Origin of the sequence: Buttiauxella sp. WJP83, assembly GCF_027594725.1 — a bacterium.
GTDB lineage: Bacteria > Pseudomonadota > Gammaproteobacteria > Enterobacterales > Enterobacteriaceae > Buttiauxella > Buttiauxella selenatireducens.
The window spans coordinates 3380734-3392892 of sequence record NZ_CP110080.1; the positions used below are offsets into that span (position 1 = coordinate 3380734).

The following is a 12159-nucleotide window of genomic DNA, read 5'->3' on the forward strand; positions in this document are numbered from 1 at the left end:
ATGATACACTTATGCTAATGCCTGCCACAGCTAACGTTTTTGTGAGGAACGGATGAAATTATGGTTAGTTCGCCATGGGCAATCCCAGGCAAATGTAGACGGACTGTACAGCGGCATTTCCGAAACTCCGCTCACCGAACAGGGTATCGTCCAGGCACAAGCCGTTGGCAATTTCTTAAATCATGTTGAATTTGAAAAAGTGCTTTGCAGCGAGTTGGGTCGTGCACAGCACACGATGCAGTTGATCCTTCAGCAACGCCGTATCCCGGTGATTACCGAACCACGTCTTAATGAGATGAATTTTGGTGACTGGGAGATGTGCCACCACCGCGATTTACAGCGTGTGGATGCCAAAAACTATGCTGCCTGGTGCGAAGACTGGCAGAACGTAGTGCCGAACAATGGTGAGGGCTTCCAAAGATTCTCTGAGCGGGTCCGTGAATTTGCTGCCTCGATCTCTTCACTACATCAAGAAGAGAATCTTCTGATTGTTAGCCACCAGGGAGTCCTGAGTTTGCTGATTGCTACCCTACTCAACATGCCTCCGGCCTCGCTGTGGCATTTTGTGATAGAGCAAGGTGCATGGAGCTGCGTTGAAATTCACGATGGCTTCACCACGCTTAGAACCCTTAATAATCGGGCTATTTATCACCCTATAACGTAAGTTGAATGCGTTACAGTTATCGTCAACCATTGACACTACAGTCCAGGCTGTTATGCTCCGCTGCCATAATTTCCTGCCCGCAAGCATGACTTTCCAAAATAGTTTTACAAAAATGGCGATGCAAACCAGGCTACTCGGTGGGATGATACCCCGCTTTGAGCGCCGCATTGCTGACTTGTCAGTAAGACTGCCCCATCCATTGGGTTAAATGCGGGCTATTTCGAACACACTCTACTTTTCCCAGGGGGAACACTTGCAGGGTAAAGAATTTCAGAATTTCATCGTCGATAAAATTGACGACCTCAAAGGCCAGGACATCGTTGCTTTGGATGTTCAGGGAAAATCAAGCATCACTGACTGCATGATTATCTGTACCGGCACTTCTAACCGCCACGTAATGTCTATCGCAGAACACGTCGTAGAATCATCCCGCAAAGCAGGTTTTGATGCGCTGGGTGTGAAAGGCATTAACGCAACTGACTGGGTTGTTGTTGATCTCGGCGAAGTTATCGTCCATGTGATGCAAGAAGAAAGCCGTCAGTTGTACGAACTGGAAAAGCTCTGGGGTTAATACGTGAAGCTGCAATTAGTCGCAGTTGGCACCAAAATGCCTGACTGGGTACAAACCGGCTTTACCGAGTACCTGCGTCGTTTCCCAAAGGATATGCCATTTGAACTGGTAGAAATCCCTGCGGGAAAACGCAGTAAAAATGCCGATATCAAACGCATTCTCGAAAAAGAAGGCGAAATGATGTTGGCAGCGGCTGGCAAGGGCAACCGCATTGTCACGTTGGATATCCCAGGGCAACCATGGGATACGCCGCATCTTGCTGTGCAACTTGAACGCTGGAAACAGGATGGTCGAGATGTCAGCTTGCTGATTGGCGGCCCGGAAGGTCTGGCCCCTGCGTGCAAAGCCGCCGCAGAGCAAAGCTGGTCGCTCTCCAATTTGACCATGCCGCATCCTTTGGTACGGGTGTTGGTGGCTGAAAGCCTGTACCGTGCGTGGAGCATTACGACCAACCATCCTTATCACCGTGAGTAGATATCGTCGGGTAGAACTAAGCTTCGGATGAAATTACAGAATTCTTTTCGTGACTATTCAGCTGAGTCTGCGCTCTTTGTGCGCCGGGCGCTGGTCGCGTTTCTCGGTATTTTGGTGCTAAGCGGTGTGCTTGTCGCCAACCTTTATAATTTGCAAATCGTCCGTTTCACCGACTACCAAACTCGCTCCAATGAAAACCGCATAAAACTGGTTCCAATCCCGCCCAGCCGCGGCATTATCTACGATCGCAACGGCACGCCACTGGCGCTCAACCGCACTATTTATCAGGTTGAAATGATGCCGGAGAAAGTGGATGACGTGCAGGCGACGCTTGAAGCACTTCGCTCGGTAGTCGATTTAACCGATGACGATATTGCCAACTTTAAAAAAGAGCGATCCCGCTCGCATCGTTTCACCTCTATTCCGGTCAAAACCAACCTCACCGAAGTGCAGGTTGCGCGTTTTGCCGTTAACCAGTACCGCTTCCCGGGTGTCGAAGTTAAAGGCTATAAACGCCGCTTCTACCCGTATGGCTCAGCGCTGACGCACGTCATAGGCTATGTTTCCAAAATCAACGATAAAGACGTGGAACGCCTCGACAAAGACGGCAAGCTGGCAAACTATGCCTCAACGCATGACATCGGTAAGCTCGGAATCGAACGCTATTACGAGGACGTCCTGCACGGCCAAACGGGTTATGAAGAAGTTGAAGTGAACAACCGTGGTCGTGTGATTCGCCAGCTCAAAGAAGTGCCACCGCAAGCCGGACATGATATTTATCTGACGATTGACCTTAAACTACAGAATTACATTGAAACCTTGCTCGCGGGAAGCCGTGCCGCAGTGGTGGTTACTGACCCACGTACTGGCGGTATTCTGGCGCTGGTTTCAATGCCAAGTTACAACCCGAACCTGTTTGTCGATGGTATCTCGAGCAAAGACTATACCGGTTTGCTAAATGACCCCAATACACCGCTTATCAACCGCGCAACGCAAGGGGTTTACCCTCCAGCCTCTACGGTGAAACCGTATATGGCCGTTTCCGCGTTAAGCGCCGGGGTAATCACTCGTAATACTTCGCTATTTGACCCAGGCTGGTGGCAGTTGCCGGGTTCTGAAAAACGCTATCGTGACTGGAAAAAATGGGGCCACGGCCGCCTGAACGTCACCAAAGCGCTTGAAGAATCTGCTGATACCTATTTCTACCAGGTCGCCTATGACATGGGCATCGACCGCATGGGCGAGTGGATGCGCAAGTTTGGCTATGGGCATTACACGGGTATCGACCTCTCTGAAGAGCGTTCCGGCAACATGCCAACTCGCGAATGGAAGTTGAAGCGCTTTAAAAAACCGTGGTACCAGGGCGATACCATTCCTGTCGGCATCGGCCAGGGTTACTGGACTGCGACGCCTATCCAGATGAGTAAAGCGATGATGATTCTGATTAACGATGGCATCGTTCGCGTTCCGCATTTCTTGATGAGCACCGTCGAAGACGGCAAAAAAGTACCGTGGCAACAACCCGTGCAGCCGCCGGTGGGCGACATCCATTCTGGATTCTGGGAAATTGCCAAAGATGGTATGTATGGCGTTGCCAACCGTCCTAACGGTACAGCCCATAAATACTTCGCTAACGCGCCGTATAAAGTCGCTGCTAAATCAGGGACAGCACAGGTCTTTGGTCTGAAAGCCAATGAAACCTATAACGCCCATAAGATTGCTGAACGCTTACGCGATCATAAATTAATGACCGCGTTTGCTCCTTACGATAATCCACAGGTTTCCGTCACCATGATTCTGGAAAATGGCGGCGCAGGCCCCGCTGTAGGCACCATCATGCGTCAAATCCTCGACCATATTATGCTCGGCGATAACAATACGGTTCTGCCTACTGAAGTACCCGCTGTAGCGAGTGCAGAGGATCAATGACCATGACTGATAATCCAAACAAAAAGTCGTTCTGGGATAAAATCCATATCGACCCGCTCTTCCTTGTGACCATCCTGGCGCTGCTTATCTTTAGTGCGCTGGTTATCTGGAGCGCCAGTGGCCAGGACATGGACATGATGGAGCGTAAGATTGGCCAGATCCTGATGGGGCTGGTGGTGATGATCGTGATGGCACAAATCCCTCCCCGTGTTTACGAGGGTTGGGCACCGTACCTGTATATTGTCTGTATCATCTTGCTGGTTGCGGTAGATGCGTTTGGTGCGATATCTAAAGGGGCGCAGCGCTGGCTGGACCTTGGGGTCGTTCGCTTCCAGCCTTCGGAGATCGCCAAAATCGCGGTGCCGTTGATGGTTGCTCGCTTTATTAACCGTGATGTTTGCCCGCCAACGCTGAAAAACACCGGTATCGCACTGATCCTTATTTTCATGCCGACGTTACTGGTTGCTGCACAGCCCGATCTGGGAACGTCGATTCTTATCGCCGCATCAGGTTTGTTCGTACTGTTCTTATCCGGTATGAGCTGGAAACTGATTGGGGTTGCCGTCCTTCTGCTCGCCGCGTTTATTCCGATTTTGTGGTTCTTCCTGATGCATGATTACCAACGTGCTCGCGTCATGATGCTCCTTGACCCGGAAAGTGACCCACTCGGTGCGGGCTATCACATAATTCAGTCTAAGATTGCTATTGGCTCTGGTGGTTTGCGAGGTAAAGGCTGGTTGCACGGAACCCAGTCTCAGCTTGAGTTTTTACCCGAACGTCATACCGACTTTATCTTCGCGGTACTTGCTGAAGAGTTAGGACTGGTGGGTGTTTTGGTGTTACTGGCGCTCTATCTACTATTAATTATGCGCGGCCTTGTGATTGCGGCTCGCGCTCAAACCACCTTTGGCCGTGTTATGGCCGGTGGACTAATGTTGATTTTATTCGTATATGTGTTTGTTAACATTGGCATGGTTAGTGGTATCTTACCCGTGGTCGGAGTACCTTTGCCGCTGGTAAGTTACGGGGGCTCGGCACTCATTGTTCTGATGGCCGGGTTTGGTATCGTGATGTCGATACATACCCACAGAAAAATGTTATCAAAAAGCGTGTAAGTGGATGAGGTGGGTAATGGTAAAGCGTTGGCTTGGGATCTGTGTAGTAGCTGCATTACTGGCTGGCTGCTCGTCTGATGATGGCGACCAACAGCAAGTGGATCAGCAACCGCAACCGGCTGTATGTAATGGACCGGTTGTTGAAATCAGCGGCGCAGACCCGCACTTCGAACCGTTGAATCCTTCGGTAAATCAGGATTACGAAAACAACGGTAAGAACTACAAGATTGTGCAGAACCCGGCGAATTTCAGCCAGGCCGGCCTTGCTGCCATTTATGACGCAGAACCTGGTAGCAACCTGACCGCATCAGGCGAAACATTTGATCCGTCTGCATTGACCGCAGCACACCCGACACTCCCGATCCCAAGCTACGCGCGAATCACTAACCTCGCGAATGGCCGTATGGTTGTCGTGCGCATCAATGACCGTGGTCCATATGGCAACGACCGTGTAATTTCATTGTCTCGCGCCGCAGCAGACCGTCTGAACACCTCAAACAATACCAAAGTCCGTATCGACCCAATTCTGGTGGCGCAAGACGGCACCATGTCCGGCCCTGGTACGGTTTGTACGACGATCGCTAAACAAACTTACGCCCTACCCGCTCGTCCGGATTTAAACACGGGTATGGGGAGTGCGACCTCTGCTCCGCCTGATGCCCCTCAGGGTGATGTTCGCGCCATTAGTAACTCCACGCTGCAAAGTGAAGATACTACCGGTGCTCCAATCAGCAACAGTGGTTTCCTCGGCGCTGCAACACCACTGGCTGCGGGCGTAATTGAGAATGACCAGCCAGACGCTGCTGTAACACAAACTGTGACAGCCACGCCTGTGCAACAAAGCGCACCTGTTACCGCGCCGGGTTCAGTTCAGGGCAGCGTACAGTCTGCCGCTCCTGCTGCCACAGCCTCCGGGCATTACGTGGTTCAGGTGGGCGCGGTCAGTGACCAGACGCGTGCAACGCAATGGCAGCAAAAACTTAGCCAACAATTTGGCGTACCGGGAAAGGTTTCCAGTAATGGTGCCATGTACCGTGTACAACTTGGGCCGTTTAGTAGTAAAGGCGAAGCTGCTGCACTACAACAACGCTTGATGAGCGAAGCCCAACAGCAATCTTTCATCACTAACGCACCCGCTATGTAAGTGGTTGTGTCTGGCATCCGTCCTGCGTCAGTTAATGTAAATTTCATTAACAATTGATGCGCAAAGACGGATGCCAGCAAAAATCGCTTTTGCTATAGTAAGGCACTTTTTTTATTCCTATCATGGACGTCGTTGTTCTAATCATGAATACAGCCCCTTCTTTTCGTTTTTTTAAACGCCTGGCGCTTAGTACAGCCCTGACTCTTTCGGCGATGGCTGCTGCACACGCTGACGACCTGAACATTAAAACCATGATCCCAGGCGTTCCGCAGATTGATGCTGAAGCCTACATCCTGATTGATTACAACTCCGGGAAAGTTCTGGCTGAATCGAATGCCGATACTCGCCGTGACCCCGCCAGCTTGACCAAAATGATGACCAGCTACGTCATCGGTCAGGCAATGAAAGCCGGTAAATTTAACGAAAGCTCGATTGTGACTGTTGGACAGGACGCATGGGCTACGGGTAATCCCGTCTTCAAAGGTTCATCTTTGATGTTCCTTAAGCCAGGTATGCAAGTGCCTGTCTCACAACTGATTCGTGGGATTAACCTGCAATCAGGTAACGATGCTTGTGTTGCTATGGCCGATTTTGTGGCTGGAAGCCAGGATGCATTCGTCGGTCTGATGAATAGCTATGTTTCAGCTCTGGGCCTGAAAAATACCCATTTCCAGACTGTTCACGGCCTCGATGCGGAAGGTCAGTACAGCTCTGCGCGTGATATGGCGCTGATCGGCCAGGCGCTGATTCGTGATGTGCCAAACGAATACTCTATCTACAAAGAAAAAGAGTTCACCTTCAACAATATCCGCCAGACAAACCGTAACGGCTTGTTGTGGGATACCAGTCTGCAAGTTGATGGCATCAAAACCGGCCATACTGACGCTGCGGGTTACAACCTGGTGGCATCAGCAACTGAAGGCCAGATGCGCCTGATTTCCGCAGTTCTCGGTGGTCGCACCTATAAAGGTCGCGAAACTGAAAGTAAGAAACTGCTGACCTGGGGCTTCCGCTTCTTTGAAACTGTTTCTCCACTGAAAGCAGGCAAAGAATTTGCCTCTGAGCCAGCCTGGTTTGGCGACAATGACCGCGCATCATTGGGTGTTGATAAAGACGTTTACCTGACGATCCCACGTGGCCGCATGAAAGACTTGAAAGCCAGTTATGTGCTTAACACCACCGAACTGCACGCGCCACTGCAAAAAAATCAGGTTGTTGGGACCATCAATTTCCAACTGGATGGCAAAACTATCGAACAGCGTCCTTTAGTGGTGCTGCAGGAAATGCCGGAAGGTAACTTCTTCAGCCGTATCATTGATTACATCAAACTGATGTTCCACCATTGGTTTGGTTAATAATTGAACACTTGAAAGTGTAGAAGTCATCCCCATATACTATGAATCAAAGCAACTCCCGCCCTGCTGGCGGGAGTTATCATTTTTAATGCCGTAACGCTGGAGCTACCATGAAAACCAATCTGAAAGAATTGCTCGAATTCCCGACCTCCTTTACTTATAAAGTGATGGGTCTGGCGAAACCTGAGCTGGTTGATTTGGTCGTTGAGGTGGTGCAGCGCCACGCACCTGGTGACTACACCCCACAGGTTAAACCGAGCAGCAAAGGTAATTACCACTCTGTCTCGATTACCATTAATGCGACCCACATTGAGCAAGTTGAAACTCTGTACGAAGAACTGGGCAATATCGAAATCGTTCGTATGGTGTTGTAATCTGCGCCCGGCCTTCTGGCCGGGTACTGCCCTTTCTCGCTGTGATATACTCCTTCCACTTTTCAACCTGCCGGAGACGATGTTTTGTCTCAAGATACTATTCAAATCCGCCAACTTGGCCTGCAGCCTTACGAACCGATTTCGCAGGCAATGCATGACTTCACAGATACCCGAGATGAATCCACTGCCGATGAAATTTGGCTGGTAGAACACGAGCGCGTATTTACACAGGGTCAGGCAGGAAAAGCTGAACACGTACTGGTTCCCGGCGATATCCCTGTCATCCAAAGCGATCGCGGTGGCCAGGTGACCTATCATGGCCCGGGTCAGCAAGTTATGTATGTGCTGCTTAACCTGAAGCGTCGCAAATTGGGCGTTCGGGAACTTGTCACCATTCTTGAGCAGACCGTGGTTAACACGCTCGCAGAATTGGGAATAGAAGCCTATCCCCGTGCCGACGCGCCAGGTGTCTATGTTGATGGGCGTAAAATATGCTCTCTTGGCCTGCGCATCCGCAAGGGATGTTCCTTTCACGGGTTAGCATTGAATATTGATATGGATCTCAGCCCATTTTTACGCATCAACCCTTGCGGTTATGCCGGACTGGAAATGACTCAGGTGAGTTCACTGCGACCAGGCGTGTTGCCTGAAGATGTTCAACCTTTGCTTATCAATAGCTTTATTGCATTACTCAATAACCCATCAGTTAAATATATAACCGAATAATATTACCTATTTCTATAACTGCACCCCTAACGGTGCGGTTATAACTAATATATTATTCAGCAGCACTTTACTTTATGGTAAGTTTTGTATAATTTCCCTTGATTAAATTCACGTCCTCTGGCCATATTCATTCAGGAAGGCACCCCTCACGCTCAATAATAATGACTGAAACATTTACGCACTGAATAATTAAGTCTCTTCATCACCTCTGCAATATTGTTAGCAATAGCTAAATATATAGTTTAGTCATCATTAAAATATAATTATTGAATTATATAATTTGAATGTATTTCAGTATGGTTACACCAAGGAGAAAAGTTTCATGGAAAGAGATGAGAAAAATCATTATCCAACGTTCAAGGCATTACGCGGTATCGACCTTAACTTATTAACCGTTTTCGAAGCAGTCTACATACATAAAGGGATCGTCAATGCGGCGAAGGTGTTAAATCTAACGCCTTCAGCGATTAGTCAGTCCATACAGAAATTGAGGGCAACATTTCCTGACCCATTGTTTATCCGTAAAGGGCAAGGTGTCACACCGACCGCCTACGCCGCACATTTACATGAGTATATTAGCCAGGGACTTGAGTCAATTCTGTGCGCGTTAGATGTCAATAATAACTATGATAAAGAGCGTATTATTACCGTTGCGAGCGCTCTCTCCTCGGGTGCATTATTGATGCCACGAATCTATTCAGCCATTCAGAAAGTGAATCCAAAATTATCTGTTCGGAATGTGCCAATAGCTGAGAGTCAGCTATCACAATTCCAGGCTGATATTGCGCTCGATACCCGTCCTCATCATGGCCCCGGAATCAGTAGTTATAAACTGTATGATGACCACCTTGTCGCGGTATGTCGTCATGACCATCCGAATGCAGAATTAATTTTCTCCGCTAATAATCATGAGATGAATTATACCTTTTTGATTATGCAGGATGATCTGGTGGTCGATACTCGCCAATTGATTAACGAAATCTTGCCTAACCGCCAGGTCAGGTTTAGCAGCTATAACTTTTTAGCTATCGCTTCAATGCTTAGTCACAGCGACCTGATTGGCTTTATGCCATACAAAATATTTGAAATGTTTTCAGGCCCTTTCCAACTTAAAACGGTGGAGTGTGAGAAGTTTTCAACTGTCTCGCTTGCCACCACCATGCATTTCAACAAACTCAGCTCCCGCGATCCAATATTGCAAGAGGTCATCGAGGCCATCATCCACGAATTTGAAGAAGTGTAGTCATTTCGACCTCGCGGCGCTCGCTACGAGGTCGATTTGCCAATTGTTAACGTAGCAAACCGCACAAACCAACAACTCATTTACAATTCTTTCCCTGTTTTACTGCTCTGTCAGGCAGATTTATCCCCTTCAGTGATGGTATACTTCGCGCGTTATTAAAAAATAGTTGATAAATAAAACATTCTATTAGCCTGAATTCGTTATACCCAAGTGACATCAAGAACCAGGTAGGCGGCAAACGTGAGCAGCCCCCGGCATCCTGAAGAACGACGGGTATATCAGCAACTGGAACACGTACGATATGAGTAAACCCATTGTAATGGAACGCGGCGTCAAGTACCGCGACGCCGATAAGATGGCTCTGATCCCGGTTAAAAACGTGGTGACCGAGCGCCAGGAGCTGTTAAGAAAGCCAGAATGGATGAAGATCAAACTTCCATCTGATTCGACCCGAATTCAGGGTATCAAAGCGGCAATGCGTAAAAATGGTCTGCACTCTGTGTGTGAAGAAGCTTCCTGCCCTAACCTGGCAGAATGTTTCAACCACGGAACGGCAACCTTTATGATCCTTGGCGCAATTTGTACCCGACGCTGCCCGTTCTGTGATGTTGCTCATGGCCGCCCTGTCGCGCCAGACACCAATGAACCGGCTAAACTGGCACAAACCATCGCTGATATGGCGTTGCGCTATGTGGTTATCACCTCTGTTGACCGTGACGATCTCCGTGATGGTGGTGCTCAGCATTTCGCTGATTGCATCAGCGCAATTCGCGAGAAAAATCCAACGATCAAAATTGAAACATTGGTGCCAGATTTCCGCGGACGTATGGACAAGGCTTTAGAGATCCTTACCGCCACACCACCAGATGTCTTCAACCACAACCTGGAAAACGTTCCGCGCATTTATCGTAAGGTTCGCCCAGGCGCTGACTACAATTGGTCACTGAAACTGTTGGAGCGTTTTAAAGAAGCGCACCCAGACATCCCGACCAAGTCAGGTTTGATGGTAGGGTTAGGTGAAACGAACGAAGAGATTGTGGAAGTTATGCGAGATCTTCGCCGCCACGGCGTCACAATGCTGACCTTAGGCCAGTATTTGCAGCCGAGCCGTCATCACTTGCCGGTACAGCGTTATGTCAGTCCAGATGAGTTCGAAGAGATGAAAGCAGAAGCGCTGGCGATGGGCTTTACCCATGCAGCTTGCGGCCCGTTTGTTCGTTCTTCATACCATGCGGATCTGCAAGCCAAAGGCATGGAAGTCAAATAACGATGTAACAGATTGTTACTTTTGATTTGTGCTACAGGCAAAAAAAAACCGGCTTATTAAAGGCCGGTTTTTTTATATCTCGTCGAAAGCTGAGACGCGATCAGTCTTTGTGCGTAATGCGGTCGGTTGTTTCATCCGTATTATTGACAGACTTCGCGCTGGTCTCGTCGTCACTCATGGCTTTCTTGAAGCCTTTGATTGCTGAGCCGAGGTCGCCGCCGAGTGTGCGCAACTTCTTGGTGCCAAATAATAAAACAATCAGCACACCGACTACCAACAACTTTGTAATACTAATCTCACCCATAGCAACCTTCTATAATCATGCGTGCCGTGAATACGGCGAATAATACACTGAGACAATTAACGGTCATTTTCACTTGCGATACAATAGCAACCTGTAACAAGTTGAATCAAGTGATGCTCAAAAATTAATCACAGCAATTGTGGTGAAGCGAAACGCCGGTTTTTCAGCACTGGTAGCATGGCTCGTACATCAGCAAGATGCTGGCTTTCCAGTTCAGCGTAGATCAGTGCCGGGCGCTGATTTGCCGCCGCAACAACAACACCTAGCGGATCAACAACCTGGCTGTGACCAATATTTTTATTCCCGCACTCACCGGCAGCCACAACATAACAGGTGGTATCGAGTGCTCGAGCGGCCAGAAGCGTGGCCCAGTGCATTTCTTTATTGGGACCGCGCAGCCAGGCCGCTGGCAGGACTAAAACGTCTGCACCTGCTAAAGCCAGACTTAAGGCCATTTCTGGAAAACGCACATCGTAACAGGTCATCAATCCGACTTTAAAGCCCGCGACATCTATCAAAGGCGGCATACTTTCTCCCGCATCAACCAACCGGGATTCCTGTACGTTAAACGCATCATAAAGATGGAGCTTCTGATAACGGGCAATGACCTCACCATCACGAATAGCCAGCAAGGTATTGGCCGCCCGTCCAGGTGTGGTTTTGATATGCAGTGTCAGGATCGTGGTCATTTGATCATGGCGACTCTGTTCGCAAAGCGGCTCGATAAACGCTTCATTCACCGTTTGTGCCGATTTTACCGACAAATCCGGATCGTTATCGTCACGCGCCAACACCGCCTCGGGTAGAACCAGCAAATGTGCTCCTGCGTTTTTGGCTCGTTCCATAAGCCCGATACAGGTCTGTACGTTTTCCTGCCAGTCATTACTCACCGCAAACTGCCCTACTGCAACTTTCATTGTAGTTTCCCAAAAGGTCGCGAATATTTTTAGTATACCCGGTGTGAAACACCCGGTGCTGACGTTACACTCATTC

The 12159-nt window shown here is 49.0% G+C and carries 13 protein-coding genes; 11 read left to right on the forward strand and 2 right to left on the reverse strand.

Annotated elements, in window-relative coordinates; genetic code table 11:
- Positions 1-52: 52 nt before the first annotated feature.
- The 11 genes from OH773_RS15700 (at position 53) to lipA (ending at position 10862) form a co-directional block, all read left to right on the forward strand.
- Positions 53-664, forward strand: a complete 612-nt coding sequence (locus OH773_RS15700) for an adenosylcobalamin/alpha-ribazole phosphatase (RefSeq protein ID WP_270139806.1) — start codon at positions 53-55, stop codon at positions 662-664.
- A gap of 253 nt (positions 665-917) precedes the next feature.
- Positions 918-1235: a ribosome silencing factor gene (gene rsfS, locus OH773_RS15705; RefSeq protein ID WP_183271136.1), complete on the forward strand. Its 318-nt coding sequence runs from the start codon at positions 918-920 to the stop codon at positions 1233-1235.
- Between the two features lie 3 nt (positions 1236-1238).
- Positions 1239-1709: a 23S rRNA (pseudouridine(1915)-N(3))-methyltransferase RlmH gene (rlmH, locus tag OH773_RS15710; RefSeq protein ID WP_034456714.1), complete on the forward strand. Its 471-nt coding sequence runs from the start codon at positions 1239-1241 to the stop codon at positions 1707-1709.
- A gap of 27 nt (positions 1710-1736) precedes the next feature.
- Positions 1737-3638, forward strand: a complete 1902-nt coding sequence (gene mrdA / locus OH773_RS15715) for a peptidoglycan DD-transpeptidase MrdA (RefSeq protein ID WP_270139810.1) — start codon at positions 1737-1739, stop codon at positions 3636-3638.
- A 2-nt stretch (positions 3639-3640) separates the two neighbouring features.
- Positions 3641-4753: a peptidoglycan glycosyltransferase MrdB gene (gene mrdB / locus OH773_RS15720; RefSeq protein ID WP_183271138.1), complete on the forward strand. Its 1113-nt coding sequence runs from the start codon at positions 3641-3643 to the stop codon at positions 4751-4753.
- Between the two features lie 16 nt (positions 4754-4769).
- Complete coding sequence (gene rlpA / locus OH773_RS15725) at positions 4770-5897, forward strand: endolytic peptidoglycan transglycosylase RlpA (RefSeq protein WP_270139812.1); 1128 nt, start codon at positions 4770-4772, stop codon at positions 5895-5897.
- A 143-nt stretch (positions 5898-6040) separates the two neighbouring features.
- The gene (gene dacA, locus OH773_RS15730; protein WP_270139814.1) at positions 6041-7252 is read left to right on the forward strand and encodes a D-alanyl-D-alanine carboxypeptidase DacA; all 1212 of its coding nucleotides are present in this window, start codon (positions 6041-6043) and stop codon (positions 7250-7252) included.
- 110 nt (positions 7253-7362) lie between these two features.
- The gene (ybeD, locus tag OH773_RS15735) at positions 7363-7626 is read left to right on the forward strand and encodes a DUF493 family protein YbeD (protein ID WP_183271141.1); all 264 of its coding nucleotides are present in this window, start codon (positions 7363-7365) and stop codon (positions 7624-7626) included.
- 84 nt (positions 7627-7710) lie between these two features.
- The gene (gene lipB, locus OH773_RS15740; protein WP_270139817.1) at positions 7711-8352 is read left to right on the forward strand and encodes a lipoyl(octanoyl) transferase LipB; all 642 of its coding nucleotides are present in this window, start codon (positions 7711-7713) and stop codon (positions 8350-8352) included.
- 322 nt (positions 8353-8674) lie between these two features.
- Positions 8675-9595 (forward strand): YbeF family transcriptional regulator, encoded by a 921-nt coding sequence (locus OH773_RS15745; RefSeq protein ID WP_270139819.1) that lies wholly within the window; start codon positions 8675-8677, stop codon positions 9593-9595.
- Between the two features lie 301 nt (positions 9596-9896).
- Positions 9897-10862 (forward strand): lipoyl synthase, encoded by a 966-nt coding sequence (lipA, locus tag OH773_RS15750; protein ID WP_183271144.1) that lies wholly within the window; start codon positions 9897-9899, stop codon positions 10860-10862.
- Between the two features lie 100 nt (positions 10863-10962).
- Here the strand turns inward: lipA and tatE are convergent, their stop codons facing one another.
- Positions 10963-11166: a twin-arginine translocase subunit TatE gene (gene tatE / locus OH773_RS15755; RefSeq protein ID WP_183271145.1), complete on the reverse strand. Its 204-nt coding sequence runs from the start codon at positions 11164-11166 to the stop codon at positions 10963-10965.
- A 128-nt stretch (positions 11167-11294) separates the two neighbouring features.
- The gene (locus tag OH773_RS15760) at positions 11295-12083 is read right to left on the reverse strand and encodes a deaminated glutathione amidase (RefSeq protein WP_270139822.1); all 789 of its coding nucleotides are present in this window, start codon (positions 12081-12083) and stop codon (positions 11295-11297) included.
- Positions 12084-12159: the final 76 nt, after the last annotated feature.

What these genes read in the sequence shown, in the direction of transcription:
- OH773_RS15700 (WP_270139806.1), top strand. Translation starts at nt 53, where the DNA reads ATGAAATTATGGTTAGTTCGCCATGGGCAATCCCAGGCAAATGTAGAC.
- mrdA (WP_270139810.1), top strand. Translation starts at nt 1,737, where the DNA reads ATGAAATTACAGAATTCTTTTCGTGACTATTCAGCTGAGTCTGCGCTC.
- mrdB (WP_183271138.1), top strand. Translation starts at nt 3,641, where the DNA reads ATGACTGATAATCCAAACAAAAAGTCGTTCTGGGATAAAATCCATATC.
- rlpA (WP_270139812.1), top strand. Translation starts at nt 4,770, where the DNA reads ATGGTAAAGCGTTGGCTTGGGATCTGTGTAGTAGCTGCATTACTGGCT.
- dacA (WP_270139814.1), top strand. Translation starts at nt 6,041, where the DNA reads ATGAATACAGCCCCTTCTTTTCGTTTTTTTAAACGCCTGGCGCTTAGT.
- ybeD (WP_183271141.1), top strand. Translation starts at nt 7,363, where the DNA reads ATGAAAACCAATCTGAAAGAATTGCTCGAATTCCCGACCTCCTTTACT.
- OH773_RS15745 (WP_270139819.1), top strand. Translation starts at nt 8,675, where the DNA reads ATGGAAAGAGATGAGAAAAATCATTATCCAACGTTCAAGGCATTACGC.
- lipA (WP_183271144.1), top strand. Translation starts at nt 9,897, where the DNA reads ATGAGTAAACCCATTGTAATGGAACGCGGCGTCAAGTACCGCGACGCC.
- tatE (WP_183271145.1), bottom strand. Translation starts at nt 11,166, where the DNA reads ATGGGTGAGATTAGTATTACAAAGTTGTTGGTAGTCGGTGTGCTGATT.
- OH773_RS15760 (WP_270139822.1), bottom strand. Translation starts at nt 12,083, where the DNA reads ATGAAAGTTGCAGTAGGGCAGTTTGCGGTGAGTAATGACTGGCAGGAA.